This window comes from Galbitalea sp. SE-J8, assembly GCF_030345695.1.
Lineage (GTDB): Bacteria > Actinomycetota > Actinomycetes > Actinomycetales > Microbacteriaceae > JAUASV01.
In genome coordinates this window covers 94,503-115,305 of sequence record NZ_JAUASV010000007.1, presented here as the reverse complement: position 1 = coordinate 115,305, position 20,803 = coordinate 94,503, and the positions used below count along the sequence as shown (strand labels likewise).

At 73.0% G+C, this 20,803-nt stretch carries 18 protein-coding genes; 10 read left to right on the top strand and 8 right to left on the bottom strand.

Translation table 11 applies throughout. From position 1 onward, the window contains the following. Window positions 1-669 precede the first annotated feature (669 nt). Genes QT381_RS06980 through QT381_RS06970 form a run of 3 tightly spaced genes read right to left on the bottom strand, consistent with a single transcriptional unit; the run spans window position 670 to window position 3,708 of the window. Window positions 670-1,134, bottom strand: a complete 465-nt coding sequence (locus tag QT381_RS06980) for a DUF2087 domain-containing protein (protein WP_289248127.1) — start codon at window positions 1,132-1,134, stop codon at window positions 670-672. Between the two features lie 40 nt (window positions 1,135-1,174). Further along, window positions 1,175-2,890, bottom strand: coding sequence for a phospho-sugar mutase (locus tag QT381_RS06975; RefSeq protein WP_289248102.1), 1,716 nt, complete (start codon window positions 2,888-2,890; stop codon window positions 1,175-1,177). Beyond that, window positions 2,887-3,708, bottom strand: coding sequence for a purine-nucleoside phosphorylase (locus QT381_RS06970; RefSeq protein WP_289248101.1), 822 nt, complete (start codon window positions 3,706-3,708; stop codon window positions 2,887-2,889). The genes QT381_RS06975 and QT381_RS06970 overlap by 4 nt, the downstream gene beginning before the upstream one ends. A gap of 231 nt (window positions 3,709-3,939) precedes the next feature. Between QT381_RS06970 and QT381_RS06965 the strand changes: the two genes are divergently transcribed. From QT381_RS06965 to QT381_RS06955, 3 genes are all read left to right on the top strand, one after another. After that, window positions 3,940-5,346 (top strand): ArnT family glycosyltransferase, encoded by a 1,407-nt coding sequence (locus QT381_RS06965; RefSeq protein ID WP_289248100.1) that lies wholly within the window; start codon window positions 3,940-3,942, stop codon window positions 5,344-5,346. Between the two features lie 428 nt (window positions 5,347-5,774). Then, window positions 5,775-7,211, top strand: a complete 1,437-nt coding sequence (locus QT381_RS06960; protein WP_289248099.1) for an NAD(P)H-quinone dehydrogenase — start codon at window positions 5,775-5,777, stop codon at window positions 7,209-7,211. A 551-nt stretch (window positions 7,212-7,762) separates the two neighbouring features. Continuing rightward, window positions 7,763-8,776, top strand: a complete 1,014-nt coding sequence (locus QT381_RS06955; RefSeq protein WP_289248098.1) for a carboxypeptidase-like regulatory domain-containing protein — start codon at window positions 7,763-7,765, stop codon at window positions 8,774-8,776. 65 nt (window positions 8,777-8,841) lie between these two features. Here QT381_RS06955 and QT381_RS06950 read toward each other — a convergent pair whose 3' ends face one another. Both QT381_RS06950 and QT381_RS06945 read right to left on the bottom strand, forming a co-directional pair. Then, window positions 8,842-10,602, bottom strand: a complete 1,761-nt coding sequence (locus QT381_RS06950) for an acetyl/propionyl/methylcrotonyl-CoA carboxylase subunit alpha (RefSeq protein ID WP_289248097.1) — start codon at window positions 10,600-10,602, stop codon at window positions 8,842-8,844. A gap of 100 nt (window positions 10,603-10,702) precedes the next feature. Beyond that, window positions 10,703-11,329 (bottom strand): Maf family protein, encoded by a 627-nt coding sequence (locus tag QT381_RS06945; RefSeq protein ID WP_289248096.1) that lies wholly within the window; start codon window positions 11,327-11,329, stop codon window positions 10,703-10,705. A 21-nt stretch (window positions 11,330-11,350) separates the two neighbouring features. Between QT381_RS06945 and QT381_RS06940 the strand changes: the two genes are divergently transcribed. Next, window positions 11,351-12,616 carry a class I SAM-dependent RNA methyltransferase gene (locus QT381_RS06940; RefSeq protein WP_289248094.1) on the top strand — a complete coding sequence of 422 codons (1,266 nt, stop codon included), beginning with the start codon at window positions 11,351-11,353 and terminating at the stop codon, window positions 12,614-12,616. Between the two features lie 56 nt (window positions 12,617-12,672). Further along, window positions 12,673-13,383 (top strand): response regulator transcription factor, encoded by a 711-nt coding sequence (locus QT381_RS06935; RefSeq protein WP_289248093.1) that lies wholly within the window; start codon window positions 12,673-12,675, stop codon window positions 13,381-13,383. Between the two features lie 401 nt (window positions 13,384-13,784). Here QT381_RS06935 and QT381_RS06930 read toward each other — a convergent pair whose 3' ends face one another. Together QT381_RS06930 and QT381_RS06925 are read right to left on the bottom strand one after the other, a co-directional pair. Beyond that, window positions 13,785-14,021, bottom strand: a complete 237-nt coding sequence (locus QT381_RS06930) for an acyl-CoA carboxylase epsilon subunit (RefSeq protein WP_289248092.1) — start codon at window positions 14,019-14,021, stop codon at window positions 13,785-13,787. Next, window positions 14,018-15,589: an acyl-CoA carboxylase subunit beta gene (locus QT381_RS06925; protein ID WP_289248126.1), complete on the bottom strand. Its 1,572-nt coding sequence runs from the start codon at window positions 15,587-15,589 to the stop codon at window positions 14,018-14,020. The genes QT381_RS06930 and QT381_RS06925 overlap by 4 nt, the downstream gene beginning before the upstream one ends. A 100-nt stretch (window positions 15,590-15,689) precedes the next feature. Between QT381_RS06925 and QT381_RS06920 the strand changes: the two genes are divergently transcribed. Both QT381_RS06920 and QT381_RS06915 read left to right on the top strand, forming a co-directional pair. Further along, window positions 15,690-16,466 (top strand): biotin--[acetyl-CoA-carboxylase] ligase, encoded by a 777-nt coding sequence (locus QT381_RS06920; RefSeq protein ID WP_289248090.1) that lies wholly within the window; start codon window positions 15,690-15,692, stop codon window positions 16,464-16,466. A gap of 4 nt (window positions 16,467-16,470) precedes the next feature. Then, a complete protein-coding gene (locus tag QT381_RS06915; protein WP_289248088.1) occupies window positions 16,471-17,022 on the top strand; it encodes a PH domain-containing protein in 552 nt (183 codons plus the stop codon). On the opposite strand, the gene QT381_RS06910 is transcribed toward QT381_RS06915, so the two are convergent. Further along, window positions 16,946-17,503 carry a GtrA family protein gene (locus tag QT381_RS06910; protein WP_289248087.1) on the bottom strand — a complete coding sequence of 186 codons (558 nt, stop codon included), beginning with the start codon at window positions 17,501-17,503 and terminating at the stop codon, window positions 16,946-16,948. The genes QT381_RS06915 and QT381_RS06910 overlap by 77 nt on opposite strands. A 124-nt stretch (window positions 17,504-17,627) precedes the next feature. Here QT381_RS06910 and QT381_RS06905 point away from each other — a divergent pair, with 124 nt between their 5' ends. The 3 genes from QT381_RS06905 to QT381_RS06895 all read left to right on the top strand — a co-directional run bounded on the left by QT381_RS06905 (window position 17,628) and on the right by QT381_RS06895 (window position 20,771). Beyond that, window positions 17,628-18,749: a 5-(carboxyamino)imidazole ribonucleotide synthase gene (locus QT381_RS06905; protein WP_289248125.1), complete on the top strand. Its 1,122-nt coding sequence runs from the start codon at window positions 17,628-17,630 to the stop codon at window positions 18,747-18,749. Between the two features lie 109 nt (window positions 18,750-18,858). Further along, on the top strand, window positions 18,859-19,419 hold the full coding sequence (gene purE, locus QT381_RS06900; protein ID WP_502877469.1) for a 5-(carboxyamino)imidazole ribonucleotide mutase: 561 nt from the start codon (window positions 18,859-18,861) through the stop codon (window positions 19,417-19,419). Continuing rightward, on the top strand, window positions 19,416-20,771 hold the full coding sequence (locus tag QT381_RS06895; protein WP_289248086.1) for an LCP family protein: 1,356 nt from the start codon (window positions 19,416-19,418) through the stop codon (window positions 20,769-20,771). Before purE ends, QT381_RS06895 begins: the two co-directional genes overlap by 4 nt. The last annotated feature ends 32 nt before the right edge of the window (window positions 20,772-20,803 follow it).

Here is a 20,803-nt window from a genome sequence, read left to right as displayed (position 1 = left end):
GCCGGGTGCGGCGCGGGGTGCCGGGTGCCGGGTGCGGCGCGGGGTGCCGGGTGCCGGGCGGTCGGGGTCGCGTGCGTGTGCGCGGTCGGTGCGGTCGCGGTGGGGCCGGCCCCGAGCTCGCGGGGGCCGAGGCGGTCCCGCGGCGGCGTCCCCGAAGCGGCGAGGGTCGATCGCGGCGTTCCCGAAAACGAACGCCCGAAAACGAAGGAGTTCCGGTCGGGCGGGGCCGCGATCCGGCCGTTCCGCGCCGCGAGTGCGCCGTTCTCCTTCGTTTTCGGGCGGCAGCGGCACTGACGCGGCGGACCCCCGGACGCGGTGAACCCCGACGCGGCGGACCCCCGACGCGGTGAACCCCGACGCGGCGGACCCCCGACGCGGCGGCCCCGAAGCGCGCGGCCCCGAAAACGAAGGAGGAACGCGCGAACGGATGCCGCATCCGCCCGTTCCGAGCCGCTGACGCCGGGAACTCCTTCGTTTTCGGCATCGCCCCGGCATCGCCCCGGGACCGCCCCGGCATCGCCCCGGCATCGCCCGGGGACCGCCCCGGCATCGCCCCGGCATCGCCCGGGGACCGCCCCGGCATCGCCTCGGCACCGCTCGGCGACCGCCCCGGCACCGCCCCGGCAGCCTCCCGGCGCCGGTGCCACCGCGTCCCGCCGGGCGAGCGCCCTACGAGCGCGCGGGCACGCGGTACACCGAGCCGTCCGGGGACCGCACGAGGTACTCGGCGTCGACGAGGTACCTCCGCAGCGTCACCGGATCGTCCGCGACCACGCCGAGCGCCGTCGTCAGCTCGCCCTCCGAGAGGTCGCGCGCCGGCAGCCTCCCGGCCACGTGCGCGAGCAGCTCGTCGCGCTCGACGACGCGCGTCGGGTACTGCTCGATGCGGCCGTCCCGCAGCCAGCGATCGACGCCGCGCCGCGCGGCGGGCGCGTCCTCGGCGAGCAGCCGGGCGAACGCGTCGGGCACGACCGCACCGTCGGCGACGAGGCCCGCGCTCTCGAGCGCGGCCAGCGCCCGCCGGTGCTCCCGGGGCGAGAGCGTCGTCGGCACGCCGAGCACGAGCTCCGCGTACGCGTGGCGACGCACCTCGTCCGCGAGCACGGCTGCGACACGCCGCCACTCCTGGGTCATCGCCACTCCCGCCTCATCCGCCTGTCAGCCTCATCTGCCGTCAGCCCAGCAGCGATCGGATGCCGTGCTCGAGATCGGCGACGAGGTCGCCCGCGGCGCGCCGCCGGGTCTCGACCGTGCCATCCGTGCTCGACGCGTCGATGTACACCTTGAGCTTCGGCTCGGTGCCGCTGCCCCGCACGATCACGCGGGCGCCGTGCTCGAGCCGGAAGCGCAGGATGTCCTGCGGCTCGAACCCGTCGACCCCGTCCAGGAAGTCGTCGACGTGCAGCACGCGCACGCGGCCGATGTGCGCGGGCGGACTCGCACGCAGCCCCGCGAGCAGCTCGCCGATGCGCGCGAGGTCGGTCACGCGGATCGACACCTGCGCGGATGCGAACGCGCCGAACGTCTCGTCGAAGTCGCGCAGGTGCTCCGCGACCGACGAGCCGCGGGCGGCGAGCGCCGCGGCGAGCCGCAGGAACGCCGTCGCGGCCGAGATGCCGTCCTTGTCGCGCACGTCGCCGGGGTTCACGAGGTAGCCGAGCGCCTCCTCGAACCCGAACGCGAGGCCGGGCACGCGCGAGATCCACTTGAAGCCCGTGAGCGTCGCCGTGAACGGCAGGTCGTAGCTCTCGGCGACCTCGAGCAGCGCCGGCGAGGAGACGAGGGATGCGGCGAGCCCGCCGTGCCCGCCCGTCTCGTGCTGCGCGCGCGCGGCCGCCCAGCCGAGCAGCGCCCCGACCTCGTTGCCGGACAGGCGGCGCCAGCCGGCCGCATCCGGGATCGCGATCGCGAGCCGGTCGGCGTCGGGGTCGTTCGCGACGACGAGCTGCGCGTCCGTGGCCGAGGCGAGCGCGAGCGCGAGGTCGAGCGCGCCCTCCTCCTCCGGGTTCGGGAACGCGACGGTCGGGAACGCGGGGTCCGGATCGCGCTGCTCCTCGACCACGACCGGCTCGCCGAGGCCGGCCGCCGCGAACACCCGCCGCGCGGTCTCGAATCCGACGCCGTGCATGGCGGTGTAGACGAAGCGCGGGGCCGCGGGATCCGTGCCGGCATCCGCCGCGGCATCCGCCCCGGCATCCGCCCCGACGTTCGCTCGACCGGACGCCGCGGCCGCCGCGACGTACGCGTCGACGACCTCCTCCGGGGCGACCTCGAACGCGTCCGACCGGGGGAGCGTGCGGATGTCGCCGGCCGCGACACGTGCGATGCGCGCGGCGATCGCGCCGTCGGCGGGCGGCACGATCTGGCTGCCGCCGTCGGCCCCGCCGAGATACACCTTGTAGCCGTTGTCGCGCGCCGGGTTGTGCGAGGCGGTGACCATGACGCCCGCGCTCGCGCCGAGGTGCCGCACCGCGAACGCGAGCACCGGGGTCGGCAGCAGCCGGGGCAGCAGGATCGCGCGCACGCCCGCGCCGGCCATCAGCTCGGCGGTGTCGCGCGCGAACACGGATGAGTTGGTGCGCCCGTCGTAGCCGATCACGGCGGTCGGGCGCTCGCCCCCCGACGCCTCGAGCAGGTAGGCGGCGAGTCCGGCCGCGGCCTGGGCGACGAGCACGCGGTTCATCCGCGTCGGACCCGCGCCGAGCTCGCCGCGGAGTCCCGCCGTGCCGAACGCGAGGCGTCCCGAGAAGCGCTCCGCGAGCGCGGCGGCGGCATCGTCGTCGGTGCCGGCCGCCGCGAGCAGCGCGTCGAGCTCGGCGCGCGTGACGGCATCCGGATCCTGGTCGCGCCAGGCCTCCGCGGCGGTTCGCAGCGCGGGGTCGAGCGTCACAGCCGGCTCACGATCGACGCGAGCATCGGGGCGATGCGCGCCTCGGCGAGCTGACCGGCCTCGATGACCTCGGCGTGGCTGAGCGGCGTCTTCTGGATGCCCGCGGCGAGATTCGTGATGAGCGAGAGGCCGAGGATCTCCATGCCCGCCTCGCGTGCGGCGATCGCCTCGAGGGCCGTCGACATGCCGACGATGTGTCCGCCGATCGCCTTCGCGTACTGCACCTCGGCGGGCGTCTCGTACTGCGGACCGGGGAACTGCACGTACACGCCCTCGTCGAGGCTCGGGTCGATCTCGCGGGCGATCGCGCGCAACCGGCTGGAGTACAGGTCGGTGAGGTCGATGAAGGTCGCGCCCGTGAGCGGCGTCGCGCCCGTGAGGTTGATGTGGTCGCTGATCAGCACCGGCTGCCCGGGGGTCCACGACTCACGGATGCCGCCCGCGCCGTTCGTGACGACGAACGTCGTCGCTCCGGTCGCGGCCGCGGTGCGCACCGAGTGGGCGACGCGGCGGGCGTCGCGGTACTCGTAGAAGTGCGTGCGCGCGCCGATCACGAGCACGCGCTTGCCGTTCGGCAGCGCGATGCTGCGGAGCGTGCCGACGTGACCCGCGAGGGCGGGCTTCGAGAAGCCGGCGATGTCGGTCGCGGGGATCGTCGCGGTGACCTCGCCGAGCAGCTCCGCCGCCTTGCCCCAGCCGCTGCCGAGGGTCAGCGCGATGTCGTGGTGCGGGACGCCCGTCGCCGCGGCGATCTGCGCGGCGGCCTCTGCGGCGAGGGCCGTCGGATCGACATCGGCGAAGTCGTAGGGGCTCGTCATCCGTCGATCGTAACCGGGCCGGTCGGCACGCGGACGGGCGCCGGCGGGCGCGAGCCGGCGCCGGCGGGCTCCGGTGGGCGCGAACGGGCGCCGGTGGGTCCCGAAAACGAAGGAACGGCGGGCCGGACGCCGTCCCGCCGGCCGGTTTTCGCTCGGTTGCGTGCGGATCTCCTTCGTTTTCGGCGCACGTCGGCGCACGTCGGCGCTCGAGGCCGCGGGTACAGTCGCCGCATGGAGAGACCCGCGCTCGCACGGCTCCCCGTCGCGACCGCGTGCGCGGCGCTCGCCATCGTGCTCGCGGCCACGAGCTGGGCCTACGGCTACCACCGCGACGAGCTCTACTTCCGCATGCTTCCGCTCGCCTGGAGCTACGTCGACCAGCCCCCGCTGGTGCCGGCCCTCGTTCACCTGACGCGGCTGCTCGGCGACGAGGTCTGGATCCTGCGCGTCCCGGCGGTGCTCCTCGCGGTCGGAAGCGTGCCGATCGTCGCCCTCATCGCACGGGAGACCGGCGGAGGCCGCGGTGCGCAGGCGCTCGCCGCGTGGGGCTACGCGTTCGGCGCGTTCACGCTCACCGGCGGACACACGCTGCTCACGGCCTCCGTCGATCTCGTGGTCTGGCCGGCGATCGTGCTGTGCGCGCTGCGCGCACTCGGTCGCGATCCGCGGTGGTGGCTCGCGGTGGGCCTCATCGCGGGCGCGAGCACGTGGAACAAGCTGCTCGTCGCGATGCTCCTCGTCGCGCTCGCGATCGGGCTCGCGACCTGCGGGCCGTGGCGCGCGTTCCGCACACCCTGGCTCTACGCCGGTGTCGCCCTGCTGGCCGTGCTCGCGGCGCCTCAGCTCGTCTATCAGGCGCAGCACGGATGGCCGCAGCTCGCGGTGGGCGCGGGCCTCGCCGCGAGCAACGCGGCCGACGTGCGCGTGACGATGTGGCCGTTCCTGCTCATCCTGATCGGCCCCACTCTGGTGCCCGTGTGGGTCGCGGGACTGGTGCGTGCGGCGCGGGATCCCCGTCTGCGCTTCATCGCCGTCGCCTTCGCGGTCGTGCTCATCGAGGTGTGCGCCGCGGGGTCGCAGTTCTACTACGACTACGGCATCGTCGTCGCGGTCTTCGCGATCGGATGCGCGCCGGCCGCGCGCTGGGCGGCCTCGCGCGCGCGGCGCGGCTGGCTGCGCGCCGCGGTCGTGGCCAACATTCTCGTCACGCCGTTCCTCACGCTGCCGCTGCTGCCGGCATCCGTCTCGCCCGCGCCGCTCATCAACCAGGCGATCGCCGATCAGGTGGGCTGGCCGCACCTCGCGGCGCAGGTGGCGGGCGTGGTGCCGGCGGGCACACCCGTGGTCGCCGCGAACTACGGCGAAGCGGGCGCCCTCGATCGGTTCGAGCCCGGCCTCGAGGTGTACAGCGCCCACAACGCGCTCTACGACCTGGGTCGGCCCGCCGACAGAACGGACCGCGTGGTCACGGTCGGCCTCCGCGATCCCGGCCGCTGGTTCGCGTCGTGCTCGATGCTGGCGCGGCTGGACAACGGGCTCGGCGTGGACAACGAGGAACAGGGGGCGCCCGTTCAGCTGTGCAGCGCGCCGACCCTGCCCTGGTCGGCGCTGTGGCCGCGCCTGCGCCACCTCGACTGATCGCCCGGGCCAGCGCTGACGACGCGTCGGCCCGAGAGGGGCGAGACGTGCGTGCCGCGCAGCGCCCGCGGCGGGTCGGCGGCAAGCCGTTCCGTGGTCGTGTCGTGGCGGCCCTCGTCTTCCGCGCTGGGCCCGCGCGAGTCACGGCACCGGGCCCGTTCCCGAAAACGAAGGAGATCGACGGATGCCGCGCCCGATCCCGCGGCGTGTCGCGCGTATCCGCACGTTCCTCCTTCGTTTTCGGCACCGCCCGTTTCGGCACCTCATTCGTTTCGGCACCGACGGTTCGGCACCGCCCGTCCCGGCAGCGCCCGTCCCGGCAGCGCCCGTCCCGGCCCCGCCCGTCCCGGCACCCACGTCTGCGCGCCGCACAAGCTCGTCGCCGGGTGGGGTTCGCCCGCCCGGGCGCGACCCGCCAGAATGGCTGCATGGCCTACGAGTTCGAGCGCAAGCAGCGGATCGCGGTGCTCGGCGGCGGTCCGGGAGGGTACGAGGCGGCGCTCGCCGGCGCGCAGCTCGGCGCCGAGGTCACGCTCGTCGAGCGCTCGGGGGTCGGCGGATCGGCCGTGCTCACCGACGTCGTGCCGTCGAAGTCCCTCATCGCGACCGCGGAGGCGACGCACTCGATCGGCGAGGCGGGGGACCTCGGCGTTCAGTTCTTCTCCCGCGGCGAGAACGGCCGGCCGGTGCGCCCCGAGGTCGCCGTCAACCTCGAGGCCGTCAACGACCGGCTGCTGCGCCTCGCGAAGCAGCAGAGCGAGGACATGAAGTCGCAGCTCATCAAGGCCGGCGTCACGGTCGTGCAGGGCGACGGTCGCCTCGACGGCTCGAACCGCGTCGTGCTCAGCGCCGGACGCGGCCGGGCGCGCACCGACTTCGACGTGATCGACGCCGACACGATCGTCGTCGCGGTCGGCGCGAGCCCGCGCGAGCTGCCCGCGGCCCAGCCCGACGGCAAGCGCATCTTCACCTGGAAGCAGCTGTACAGCCTCGACGCCCTGCCCGAGCACCTCATCGTCGTCGGCTCGGGCGTCACGGGCGCCGAGTTCGCGAGCGCCTACAACGTGCTCGGCAGTGAGGTGACGCTCATCTCGAGCCGCGATCAGGTGCTCCCGGGTGAGGATGCCGATGCGGCCCGCGTGCTCGAGAACGTCTTCAAGCGCCGCGGCATGCACGTGCTCTCGAAGAGCCGCGCCGACCGCGTCGAGGTGACGGATGACGGGGTCGTCGCCCACCTGGCCGACGGACGCACGGTCGAGGGCTCGCACTGCCTGATGGCTGTCGGCGCCATCCCGAACACGGCCGGGATCGGCCTCGAGGAGGCGGGCGTGCAGCTCACCGAGTCGGGTCACATCCGCGTCAACCGGGTGGCGCGCACGAGCGTGCCGTCGATCTACGCGGCCGGGGACTGCAGCGACTTCATGCCGCTCGCATCCGTCGCCTCCATGCAGGGGCGCACGGCGGTGTTCCACGCGATGGGCGACGCCGTGTTCCCCACGGAGATGCGCAACATCACCTCGAACATCTTCACGCAGCCCGAGATCGCGACGGTCGGCTGGACGCAGAAGCAGATCGAGGACGGCATCGCCCAGGGCGAGATCTACAAGCTGCCGCTGTCGTCGAATCCGCGCGCGAAGATGATGGGCATCAAGGACGGCTTCGTGAAGCTGTTCGCGCGCACCGGTTCGGGCACCGTGATCGGCGGGGTGATCGTCGCCCCGAAGGCGAGCGAGCTCATCCTCTCGATCGCGCTCGCCGTCGAGCACCGGCTCACGGTCGACCAGCTCGCGCGCGCGTTCAGCGTGTATCCGTCGCTCGCGGGCTCGATAACGGATGCCGCCCGCGCGATGCACATCGTCAACTAGCCGGCGGTGTTGCGCCCACGACCGGGTCGCTCGTCGCTGCCGCGATCCTCCGTCGCGCTGGTCGAGGCGCCCGCGAGCCTTCCCCGTAGGTCGAGGAGCCCGCGAGCGGTCCCCCGTAGGTCGAGGAGCCCGCGAGCGGAGCGAGTCGGCGTCTCGAGACCAGCACGGTTCCTTCGGCGGGCGTGTGGTTTCGAGACGCGTCCTCGCTGCGCTCGGGCGCTCCTCGACCAGCGGGGATGACCGTGTCCTCGCTGATCGAGGAGCCCGCGAGCGGAGCGTGTCTTCCCGCGTTGGTCGAGGAGCCCGCGAGCGGAGCGAGCTGGCGTCTCGAGACCAGCACGGTTCCCTTCGGCGGACGAGTGGTCTCGAGACGCGTCCTCGCTGCGCTCGGGCGCTCCTCGACCAGCGGGATGAGCGTGTCCTCGCTGCGCCGCAGGTCCCTCGGGCACCCGCCATCGGTTCCTCGGCACACGCCGCCGGCGCTCCCCGGGCGCGCCGCGTCCCGATCGGGGGACAGGACGAACCGCCGAGCCCGACCTACACTCCATCGGGTGACACCTCGACTCTTCCGGCTCCTCGCCGGCCTCGCCGCGGCCGCCCTTGTGCTCGGCGCGACGGTGACGGCCGCGGCCCCGGCATCCGCTTCCACCTGGATGGGCACCCTGAAGGTGCAGCTCGCGAAGCCGACCGGCGCGGACTGGCACAAGAAGGGCGTCTACGTCGAGGTCGCGGGCATGAAGAACTCGACCGACAAGGTCAAACGCACGAATGCGCAGGGGCTCGCGACGGTCAAGGTCCCGCCGGGCAAGTACACGATCACCGTGCAGATGTACCGCACCGACTACACCTACGCGATCGCGACCCAGGACTACATCGCCATCGCGCGCGGACAGGTCAAGACGATCGGGATGAAGATCTACCAGGGCGGCGTCGTCGAGGGAAAGGTGACGAAGCCCGACGGCAAGCCCCTTCCCGGTGCGACGGTCGCCGTCACGAAGGCCGACGGCGTGGTCTACGGCTACACGACGACCGACAAGAAGGGCCGGTACACGCTGCGCGGCCTGCAGACCGGTCGCTACTACGTCATCTTCAACCAGCGCGGCTGGAACGACCCGAAGTCGAAGATCCTGCAGAACTACGGCTGGTCGTACTGGCGCGGCAGCACGCTCGAGGGCTCGCACCGCGTGCTCGTCTACCAGCAGAACCGGTACGCCGGCGCGACCACGACGAGCGACGTCAACGGACGGGTGGGCACGCGCACGACGGATGTCACGGTCACCCTGGCCTCGCCCGTGAACGCGACGTCGCGCCTCGCGCTCGACAACGTCACCGCGAACGGCACGTACCTCGCCGCGCAGTCGGTGTACTCCCCGCTCGTCGGCGGCACGACCGTGACCCAGAAGGTGCACCGCGACGTGCGCTACCGCATCGGCGTGACCCGCGGCACGACCACGTACTACTACACCGGCGAGGGTCAGACGCTCACGACGGATGTGAACCGGGCCGCGTTCGTCTGGATCAGCGGGTCCGCGGCGAGCTACCACCTCGGGCCGTTCCCGGACTGACCAGCGGCCGCCCGGCGACCGGCGGGCGCGGCGGGGCCGGTGGGCCCAGCCGTCGCCCGGCGACCTCAGTCGGCGATCGAGAGCAGCACGTGGCCCGATGACACCGTCGCGCCGACGGTCGCGTCGATGCCGGTGACCGTGCCGTCCTTGTGCGCGGCGATCGGCTGCTCCATCTTCATCGCCTCGAGCACGACCACGAGGTCGCCCTTGACGACCCTCGCGCCCTCCTCGACCGCGACCTTGACGATCGTGGCCTGCATGGGCGCGGCGACGCGGTCGCCCGTCGCGCTCGGCGAGGAGCCGGCGCCGCCGCGACGGCGCGGGGCGGGCGCCGCGGATGCCGCGGCGCGCCCCGCGGACGGCAGCAGCTTCGTCGGCAGCGACACCTCGACGCGCTTGCCGTCGACCTCGACGACGACGCTCTGACGCTCGGCCGCGGGTGCGGCATCCGTCAGCGTGCCGGACCACGGCTCGATGTCGTTCGCGAAATCGGTCTCGATCCAGCGGGTGTACACGGAGAACGGCTCCGACGTGAACGCCGGGTCGCGCACGATCGCGCGGTGGAACGGCAGCACGGTCGGCAGTCCCGCGACCTCGAACTCGTCGAGCGCGCGGCGGGAGCGCTCGAGCGCGTCCTCGCGGGAGGAGCCCGTGACGATGAGCTTCGCGAGCAGCGAGTCGAACGCGCCCGAGATGACGTCGCCGGTCGTGACCCCCGAGTCGACGCGCACCCCGGGGCCGCCGGGGAAGCGCAGCACGGAGACCGGCCCGGGCGTCGGCAGGAAGTTGCGGCCCGGGTCCTCGCCGTTGATGCGGAACTCGAACGAGTGGCCCTGCGGCTCGGGGTCCGGGTAGTCGAGCAGGCCGCCCTCGGCGATGCGGAACTGCTCGCGCACGAGGTCGATGCCCGTGACCTCCTCGGAGACCGGATGCTCGACCTGCAGCCGGGTGTTCACCTCGAGGAACGAGACGGTGCCGTCCCTGCCGATGAGGAACTCGCACGTGCCCGCGCCGAGATAGCCGACCTCCGCGAGGATCGCCTTCGACGCCGTGTACAGGGCGTCCTTCTGGGCGTCGGTGAGGAACGGCGCGGGCGCCTCCTCGACGAGCTTCTGGTGCCTGCGCTGCAGCGAGCAGTCGCGCGTCGAGACGACGACGACCGTGCCGGCGGAGTCCGCGAGGCACTGGGTCTCGACGTGCCGCGGCTCGTCGAGGTACTTCTCGACGAAGCACTCGCCGCGCCCGAACGCCGCGACGGCCTCGCGCGTCGCCGAGTCGAACAGCTCGGGGATCTCCTCGCGCGTGCGCGCGACCTTGAGACCGCGACCGCCGCCGCCGAACGCGGCCTTGATCGCGACGGGCAGGCCCACCTCGTCGGCGAAGGCGAGCACCTCATCCGCTCCGGAGACCGGGTTGATGGTGCCGGGGGCGAGCGGCGCGCCGACCTTCTCGGCGATGTGACGCGCGCTGACCTTGTCGCCGAGGCGCTCGATCGCATCCGGCGACGGGCCGATCCAGGTGATCCCCGCGGCGATCACGGCGCGTGCGAAGTCCGCGTTCTCGGCGAGGAAGCCGTAGCCGGGGTGGATCGCGTCGGCGCCGGAGCGGCGCGCGACGGACAGGATCTTGTCGATCACGAGATAGGTGTCGGCGCTCGTCGCGCCGCCGAGCGCGTAGGCCTCGTCGGCGAGCTTGACGTGCCGGGCGTCGCGGTCCTGGTCGGCGTAGACGGCGACCGAGGCGTAGCCCGCGTCGCGCGCGGCCCGGATGACCCGGACGGCGATCTCTCCACGGTTGGCGATGAGGACCTTGGTGATGCGGGCCATAGTCTTCCCAGCCTATTGGCCGGGCCGACGGGGCCTATGTCGCCGCACGACAAGAACGGCGGCCGGCGGCGCGCGCACCCCTACAACCGAACGGATGCGGTCAGCGGTTCCAGAGGTCGGTGAAGCGCGCGCCGCATCCGTTCACGAGCGAGCGGAGCGTCGCGACGGAGAGCCCCACGACGGCGTGCGGGTCGCCCTCGACACGCGTGATGAACGCGGCGCCGCGCGCGTCGATCGTGAACGCGCCGGCCACCTCGAGCGGCTCGCCGGTGGCGACGTAGGCGGCGATCTCTCCGTCGGTGATGTCGTCGGCGAACGTGACCCGGGCGCTCGTGACCGCGCCGACGGCCGCCCGCACGGCGCCGCCGCGGTGGTCGATGAGCCAGTGCCCGGAGTGCAGCACGCCGGTGCGTCCGCGCTGGAGCAGCCAGCGCTGCGTCGCGATCGCGGGGCTGTGCGGCTTGCCGTAGGCGACCCCGTCGAGCTCGAACGCGCTGTCGCCGCCGAGCACGAACCCGTCGATCGGAGAGCCGTCCACGAGCGAGCCGAGCACCGCCTCGGCCTTGAGCTGCGCCAGGAACGCGACCATGGCATCCGGGGTCATCGGACCGGCCGCGGCGACCGCGCCCTCCTCGTCGACCGCGGACGGCACGACGATCGGCTCGATGCCGGCGGCGCGCAGCGTCGCGAGGCGCGCGGGCGACGTCGACGCGAGATACAGCGGCACGGATGCTCCTATCCTCGACAGGTGACCCCTCGACAGGTGACCCCTCGACAATCGGCAGAGTCCATCGGTGACACGGTCGAGCTCGACGTTACCAACATCGCGCACGGCGGCATCGGGGTGGCCCGTCTCGACGGCCGGGTGGTCTTCGTGACCGACGCGATCCCGGGCGAGCGGGTGCTCGCGCGCCTCGCCGAGACCCGCAAGAAGTCGTTCTGGCGGGCGGACACCGTGCGCGTGCTCGACGCGAGCCCGCACCGCCGCCCGCACGTGTGGGCGGCGGCATCCGTCGACCGCGATCCGGCCGATCGCGCCGGCGGCGCCGAGTTCGGCCACATCGAGCTCGCCCACCAGCGCGAGCTCAAGCGGCAGGTGCTCGTCGACGCGCTGCAGCGCTTCGCGGGCATCGAGCGCGGCGTCGCGGTCGAGCCCGTCGAGGGCGAGACCACGGACGGCAGCGGATGGCGCACCCGCGTTCGCCTGCACGTCGACGAGTCGGGTCGGCTCGGCCCGTTCGCGGCGCGCTCGCACCGCGTGATCCCCGTCGACTCCCTGCCGCTCGCGACCGCGGAGCTCGAGGCCGGTGCTCCGCTCGGCGAGTCCTTCGCCGGCGAGCAGCTCGTCGACGTCATCGCCCCCTCGACGGGCGGCGTGCGGCTCGTGATCGGCGAGCAGAAGCCGTCGACGATCGTCGAGGTCGTCGGCGAGCGGGAGTTCGAGCTCTCCGACACCGGGTTCTGGCAGGTGCACCGCGGCGCGGCGGCGGCCCTGACCGGCGCGGTGCAGCAGGCGGTCGAGGCCGAGCGATTCGACCCGGACGCCGCGAACCTCGACCTGTACGGCGGCGTCGGCCTGCTCGCCGCCGCCGTCGGCGACCGGTTCGGTCCGCGCACGCGCATCACGAGCGTCGAGAGCGACCCGCGCGCCACCGACCACGCCGGCACGAATCTGGCGGACTGGCTCGGCGCATCCGTGGAGACCGCGCGCGTCGAGCGCTGGATCGCGGAGCGCGCCCGCGACGCCTCCGCGAGCGAGCGCGCCCGGTTCGCCCGGGCGACGATCGTGCTCGACCCGCCGCGCGCGGGCGCCGGTCGGGACGTCGTCGCCGCGATCGCGTCGCTCGCGCCCGCCCAGGTGGTCTACGTCGCGTGCGACCCCGTCGCCCTCGCCCGCGATCTCGGCACCTTCGCCAAACGCGGCTACGAGCTGCGGGCGCTGCGGGCGTTCGACCTGTTCCCGAACACCCACCACGTCGAGGCGGTCGCGACGCTCGCGCCGAGCCCCGGCTGATTCCGTTTAACATGGCAGTGGATCGCAGACCCGAATCGCGATCCCGGGAGATCAGGATGGATGCCGTGCAGACCGAGGTCACGCCCCCGCGTGCTGCTCCTGGCTCGGTGCGCGTCGCGGTCGTGGACGACCACGAGTCGGTGCGGCTCGGCCTCCGTGCCGCCTTCGAGTCGGAGGGCTACCAGTTCATGCTCGCCGCAGCGACCGTCGCCGAGCTCATCGACGGGCTCGCGGGCCGGGAGTGCGACGTCGTCGTGCTCGACCTCTCCCTCGGCGACGGCTCGACCGTCACCGACAACGTCAAGCGCGTGCAGGCGGCCGGTTCGGCCGTGCTCGTGCACTCGATCGCCGACCGCGTGGGTCTCGTGCGCGAGGCGCTCGCGGCGGGCGCTGCGGGCGTCATCCCGAAGTCCTCGGCGACGCGGACGGTGATCGCCGCGGCGACCTCCGTCGCGCACGGCGAGGTGCTCAACAACCTGGAGTGGGCGACCGCGATCGACGCCGATCGCGACTTCGCGAAGGCGCAGCTGGGTCGTCGGGAGCGGGAGATCCTGCACCTGTACGCCTCCGGCCTGCCGCTCAAGCTCGCCGCGCAGCAGCTCGGGATCGGCTACTCGACGGCGCGCGAGTACCTCGACCGCATCCGGGAGAAGTACGTGCAGGTCGGCCGGCCGGCGCGGACGAAGGTCGACCTGCTGCGCCGGGCCGTCGAGGACGGGATCCTGCCCGGCCTCGACCCGGACGGCGAGACCTCCGACGTCTCCTGACCGCCCGGGAGCGACCGAAGGGCCGGTGCGCGATGCGCACCGGCCCTTCGTCACGTACCGAGTCAGGACGCTGACCCGAACAACGCCCTGACTCGCCCCCAATGCACCGGTCCGCTTAACCCAGAGACCGGTGATCGGCGGTGTACCTCTGTGAGAGACACCTAGCACGATCAATCATCCCCGTCGCGACCCGTGAGCACAGTCGTCATTTCTGGGGACACGCGAACCCGATTCGGGGTACAAATGTCCGATCCGGACGCCCGAGCCGCTCCGTGTTCGTGCGGCCCGGGAATCCGCAACAACGACGGATCGGGGTACAGTCGCGCCGATCGGCGACGCATTCCGTCGTGTGGCCGTGCGAACACGACAGGTTCGGTCGCCGCGGCCGCGGATCGCGGTGCTCAGGCCTCGAACGAGCGCCATCGGCCGGCGCCGGGCGTCAGCTCGTGCCGCACCGCGCGCTGCGACCGGGACCACGACGACACGACCGGCTCGTGCGCCCGGGCGCGGTCCTGGGAGAGCTCGTCGATCGCGGCCGTGAGCACGGCGGTCACCGCGGCGAGCTCCTCGGGGGACGGGCGGCCGCGCTCGACCCGGATCGACAGCGGCACTGCCCCGTCGGCGGCGTGCTCGCTCACAGCGGGATGTTCCCGTGCTTCTTCGGCGGCTGCGAGGCCCGCTTGGTGCGCAGCGCACGCAGCGCCTTCGTCACGACGACGCGCGTCGCCGCGGGCTCGATGACGCCGTCGAGCTCGCCGCGCTCGGCCGCGAGGAACGGCGAGGTCACGTTGTAGGTGTACTCGCTCGCGAGCCGGGCCCGTACGGCGGCGACGTCCTCGCCGGCCGCCTCGGCCGCCTTGATCTCGTTGCGGTACAGGATGTTGACGGCACCCTGGCCGCCCATCACGGCGATCTCGGCCGTCGGCCACGCGTAGTTGAGGTCGGCGCCGAGCTGCTTCGACCCCATCACGATGTAGGCGCCGCCGTAGGCCTTGCGCGTGATGACCGTGACGAGCGGCACGGTCGCCTCCGCGTAGGCGTAGAGCAGCTTCGCCCCGCGGCGGATGACGCCCGTCCACTCCTGGTCGGTGCCCGGCAGGTAGCCCGGCACGTCGACGAGCGTGAGGATCGGGATCGAGAACGCGTCGCAGAACCGCAGGAAGCGCGCCGCCTTCTCGCCCGCGTCGATGTTGAGCGTTCCCGCCATCGCGCTCGGCTGGTTGGCGATGATGCCCACCGAGCGGCCCTCGACGCGCCCGAAGCCGATGACGATGTTCGGCGCGAACAGCGGCTGCACCTCGACGAAGTCCTCCTCGTCGACGATGTGCTCGATGATCGTCGTGACGTCGTAGGGCTGGTTCGGGCTGTCCGGGATGATCGCGTTGAGCCGGCGGTCGGCATCCGTGATCTCGAGCTCGACCTCCGTCTCGTAGACCGGGGTGTCGGTGAGGTTGTTGTCCGGCAGGAACGACAGCAGGGTGCGCGCGTAGTCGAGCGCGTCGTCCTCGTCGGCCGCGAGGTAGTGCGAGACGCCCGAGACGGAGTTGTGGGTGAGTGCGCCGCCGAGCTCCTCCATGCCGACGTCCTCGCCCGTGACGGTCTTGATGACGTCGGGACCGGTGACGAACATCTGCGAGCTCTTGTCCACCATGATCACGAAGTCGGTGAGCGCGGGGGAGTAGACGGCGCCGCCCGCGGCCGGCCCCATGATGATCGAGAGCTGCGGGATGACGCCCGAGGCCTGCGTGTTGCGCTTGAAGATCTCGCCGTACTTGCCGAGCGCGACGACGCCCTCCTGGATGCGCGCGCCGCCCGAGTCGAGGATGCCGATGATCGGCACCCCGGTCTTGATGGCGTGGTCCATGACCTTGATGATCTTCTCGCCCGCGACCTCGCCGAGGCTGCCGCCGAAGATCGTGAAGTCCTGGCTGTAGACCGCGACCTGGCGCCCGTGGATCGTGCCGAGCCCGGTGACCACGGCATCCCCGTACGGGCGCTTCTTCTCCATGCCGAACGCGTGGGTGCGGTGCCGCACGAACTCGTCGAGCTCGACGAACGAGCCGTGGTCGAGCAGCTGCTCGATGCGCTCCCGGGCGGTCTTCTTGCCCTTGGCGTGCTGCTTCTCGATGGCGGCCTCGCCGCTCGCCGTGACGGCCTCGTGATAGCGGTTCTTGAGGTCGGCGAGCTTGCCCGCGGTGGTGAGCATGTCGGGCGTCACAGCGTCAGTCACGGTGTCACCCTACCCGGGGGCATCCGGGTCGCCCGGTCGCCGGATCCGACAGAAAACCGCCGCTAGCGTTGCACGCATGCACCTGCCGCTGAGCGCCGCGACGACGCCCCGGCTCGTGGTGCTGCCGCATACCGGGTCGACCAACGACGACCTGCGGGCGCTCGCCGCCGAGCCGGATGCCGTCCCGTTCACGGCCGTCGTCACCGGCGACCAGCGGGCCGGCCGCGGACGCCGGGGGCGGGACTGGTCGGCGCCGGCCGGTCGCTCGCTCGCGATCTCCGTGCTGCTCGCACCGGCCACGCCGGCGTCGGGCTGGATCCCCCTCGTCGCGGGCCTCGCGGTCGTCGAGGCGGTGCGCGCCGTGCTGCCGGCGGACGCCGTGGTCGCCCTGAAGTGGCCGAACGACCCGCAGGTGAGCGGGCGAAAGGTGAGCGGGGTGCTCGCCGAGCTGCTGCCGGACGGCCGCGTCGTCGTCGGCGCGGGGATCAACCTCGCCCTCGGTGCCGAGGAGCTGCCGACTCCCGTCTCGACCTCGCTCCTCCTCGAGGGGGCGACGCTCGCGGGCGACGCCCTGGCCGACGCCGTGCTCTCCGGCTACCTGCGGGCGCTCCGGGCGCTCGCGGCGCGGCTCGACGCCGCCCGCGGCGATGCCGGAGCCGCCGGCATCCGTGCGCTCCTGCTCGAGGAGTGCGCGACCGTGGGGCGTGCGGTGCGGGTGGAGCTGCCCGACGGCTCGGCGCTGCACGGCACGGCCACGGGCATCGACGCCGACGGGCGCCTCCTGGTCGCCCCGGACGGCGCGCCGGAGCGCGCCGTCGCTGCCGGGGACGTGACCCACCTGCGGTATGAATAGGGGCATGTCGACGGCCGAGGAGCGGATGCCCGAGCGGGCCCCCGAGACGGTCGTCGCCCAGTTGCGTCCCCACGCCCGCCGGCTCGTGCTGCCCGCCGTCGTGCTCGTGGCGGTCTCGGGGGCGGTCGGCTACCTCTCCGGCATCGTCGAGGAGGGCTGGCAGCAGCTCGCGCTGATCGGGGGCGCAGCGCTCGTCGTCGTGCTGCTCGCGCTCGCGCCGTTCCTGGTCTGGCTCGGCACGCGCTACACGATCACCTCGCGGCGCGTCGTGGTGCGCACCGGCGGCGTCGTGCGCGTGCGTCAGGAGCTGCTGCACAGCCGCGGCTACGACGTGACCGTGCGCCAGTCGGCCGGTCAGGCGATCGCGGGCAGCGGCACGGTCGAGATCAACGCGGGCCTCGACCGTCCGGTCGTGCTGCGCGACGTGCCGAACGCGCGCCTCGTGCAGGAGGCGCTCAACGACCTGATGGAGGAGAGCGTCAACCCCGTTGCGGCGCGCCGTCAGCGCTCGCAGGCCCGGGCGCCCGATGAGACCGTGCACTGGGGGTCGCGGTAGCCGTCGTGCCGATGTCGTCGGCCGGCAGGTCGATGCCGAGAAGCTCGACGGCGGGGGCGCGCTCGCCGCGGAACACCCACAGCCGGTAGAACGTGAATCGGAACGCCGTGCCGAGCGCGAGGCCGACGACGTTCGTCGCGATGTTGTCGGAGACGACGTCGGTGAACCCGAGCAGGTAGTGCGAGACGCCGAGGCAGCCGAGGGCGATGCCCATGCCGCCGAGGCTCACGATCGCGAACTCGACCGCCTCGCGCAGCCAGTGGTCGCGCTTGTCGTGCCGGAACGTCCAGTAGCGGTTGCCGAGCCAGTTGAAGACGATGGCGACGGTCGTCGAGATGACCTTCGCGACGAGCGGCCCGTGGGCGACGTCGGACGGGTCGAGCACCGTCGCGCGCAGAACGTTGAACACGACGAAGTCGATGACGACGCCGCCCGCGCCCACGACGCCGAAGCGGGCGAACTGACTGAGCAGTCGTCTCATGCGAGCGGTCGTCTCATGCGGGCAGTCGTCTCCTCCAGCGGGCGTCGCTCGGTAGGGTCTCTAGCGGTCGGCACAGTATATGCAGGGCGTTCCGCACGCCTCCTGCGCGAAGGGTGAGGGACTCATGGGCTACACGGTCGGGGTCGTCGGCGGGGGGCAGCTCGCCCGCATGATGGTGCCGCCCGCGATCGAGCTCGGAATCGGCATCCGCGTGCTGGCCGAAAACGAAGGAGAATCGGCCGCGATCGCCGTCTCGCAGCTCGGATCGCCGCGAAACCTCGACGACCTCCTTCGTTTTGGGCAGGGGGTCGACGTGCTCACGTTCGACCACGAGCACGTGCCCCAGGAGCACCTGAGGGCGCTCGTCGCGGCGGGCGTCGCCGTGCGCCCCGGCCCGCACGCCCTGCTCTTCGCCCAGGACAAGATCTGGATGCGGCAGCGGCTCAGCGCGCTCGCCCAGCCCGTACCGGACTGGGCCGAGGTGACCGGACCCGACGGCCTCGCGGCGTTCCTCGCCGACCACGGCGGCCGCGCCGTGCTGAAGACCCCGACCGGCGGGTACGACGGCAAGGGCGTGCGCGTCGTGACGAGCCCGGACGACGCGGCGGACTGGCTCGGCGACGCCGGGCGGCCGCTGCTCGTCGAGGAGCTCGTCGAGTTCCGCCGGGAGCTGAGCCAGCTCGTCGCCCGGCGGCCGTCGGGCGACATCGCGCTCTGGCCGCTCGTCGAGACGACCCAGCGCAACGGCGTGTGCGCCGAGGTCATCGCCCCGGCGCCGCGCTCCGCCGGCCGCCTCGCGGATGCCGCGGCCGACATCGCGACGACCGTCGCGGCCGAGCTCGACGTGACCGGGGTGCTCGCGGTCGAGCTGTTCGAGACGACCGACGACCGGCTGCTCGTCAACGAGCTCGCGATGCGTCCGCACAACACCGGCCACTGGACCATCGAGGGCTCGACGACGAGCCAGTTCGAGCAGCACCTGCGCGCCGTGCTCGACCTGCCGCTCGGCGCCACCGGCGTGCGCGAGCCGTGGAGCGTCATGGTCAACGTGCTCGGCGGACCGTCCGCGGGGGAGTACGTCGGCCGCTATCCGCGCGCCCTCGCCGACCAGCCCACCGTGAAGGTGCACGGCTACGGCAAGACCCCGCGCCCCGGCCGCAAGGTCGGCCACGTGACCGCGACCGGCGACGATCTCGACGACGTCGTCTACCGGGCGCGCGCCGCCGCCGCGTTCTTCGACGCCTGAGCCGGTCCGGTCGCGCTCGCCGCGTTCGTCGACGCCGGCGCCCGTCGGACCGGCGCCCGTCGGACCGGCGCAGCGCGGCTCCGGGGTTCTCCCGTGCGCGCGCCCTACTATCGGGGTCGTGTCCACGCCTCTCGTCGCGATCGTCATGGGATCGGACTCCGACTGGTCCGTGATGGCGGATGCCGCATCCGCCCTCGACGGATTCGGCGTGCCCTACGAGGTCGAGGTGGTCTCCGCGCACCGCACCCCGCGCAAGCTGCTCGCGTACGGCGCCGGGGCGCGGGACCGCGGCATCCGCACGATCATCGCGGGCGCGGGCGGGGCCGCGCACCTGCCCGGCATGCTCGCGAGCCTCACCACCCTGCCCGTCATCGGCGTGCCCGTGCCGCTCGCCCGGCTCGACGGCCTCGACTCGCTGCTGTCGATCGTGCAGATGCCCGCCGGCATCCCGGTCGCCACGGTGTCGATCGGCGGCGCCCGCAACGCCGGAATCCTCGCCGCCCGCATCCTCGGGACGACGGATGCGGCGCTCGCCGCCCGCCTCGTCGCCTACGCGGCCGAGCTCGAGACCCTCGTCGAGCAGAAGAACGCCGCGCTGAAGGCCACGCTCGAGCCGGGTCCCGGCGCCGGCCGCGGTCCGTCGACGGCCTCGGGCTCCGCCGCCTCGTGACGGCGCTGCAGCCGATCCGGTTCCCCGACCAGGCGTCGCGGGAGGGCATGACGCGCCGGGCCTGGTGGCTCGTGCTGCTCAACATCCTGCTGCCCGGGAGCGTGCAGGTGCTCGCGGGCAACCGCCGGCTCGGGCGGTTCGGGCTCGTCGCGACCCTCGCGCTCTGGATCGTCGTCGTCGCGGGGGTCGTGCTCCTCCTGGTGCGGCGCGACGTGCTCATCACGGTCGCGACGAACGCGATCGCGCTCACCGTGCTGCAGGTCGCGTGCGTCTTCTTCGGACTGCTGTGGCTGACGCTCACCGTCGACACCCTGCGGCTCGCGCGGCTCGTCCGCGCAGCGCCGGCCGCCCGGCCCGCGATCACCCTGCTCGCGGTGGTCGTCGTCGGCGCGCTCGTCGCCGGGGCCGGTTACGGCGCGGTCGTCACGAACAGCGCACGCGGACTCGTCGTCGACGTGTTCTCGGGCGGTCACCTGGCCGACCCGGTCGACGGCAAGTACAACATCCTGCTGCTCGGCGGTGACGCCGGGTCGAGCCGGGTGGGCCTGCGGCCGGACTCGATCTCGGTCGTGTCCGTCGACGCGGCGACGGGCGCGGCGACGATCATCGGCATCCCGCGCAATCTGCAGCGCACCCCGTTCCCCGCCGGCTCGCCGCTCAACCGGGCGTTCCCCGACGGGTACGACTGCGGCGTGAACTGCCTCATCGACTACCTCTACACCTACGGCGAGGACCATCCCGAGCTCTACCCGGACGCGGCGGCGGACAGCAGCGAGCCGGGCATCGAGGCGATGCGGGACGCGGCATCCGGGGTCACCGGACTGACCATCCAGTACTACACGCTCATCGACATGGGCGGCTTCAAGGACCTCATCGACGCGCTCGGCGGCGTGAAGATCACGGTCAAGGAGCGGCTGCCGATCGGCGGCAAGGTCAACTCGGCCGGTCGGCTGGTCGGGGTCACCGGCTGGATCGAGAAGGGCACGCGCGTGATGAGCGGGCGCGCCGCGCTCTGGTACGCGCGAAGTCGCGAGTCGACGAGCGACTACGACCGGATGGCGCGCCAGCGCGAGGTGCAGGAGGCGCTGCTCAAGCAGTTCTCGCCCTCGACCGTGCTGACGAAGGTCCAGGCGGTCGCGAACGCGGGCACGCGCATCGTGAAGACCGACATCCCGCAGGGGATGCTCGGCGGCTTCGTCGATCTCGCCGAGAAGGCGCGCGGGCACGAGGTCACCCAGCTCGAGCTCGTGCCGAAGAACGGCGTGAACGTGGTGTTCCCGGACTTCGACGACATCCACGCCCGCGTGCAGGACACCCTCGCCCAGGCCGCGAAGGACGCGGCCGCCCACTGACGCGGCGCCCGCCCGGCCGCCCACTGACGCGG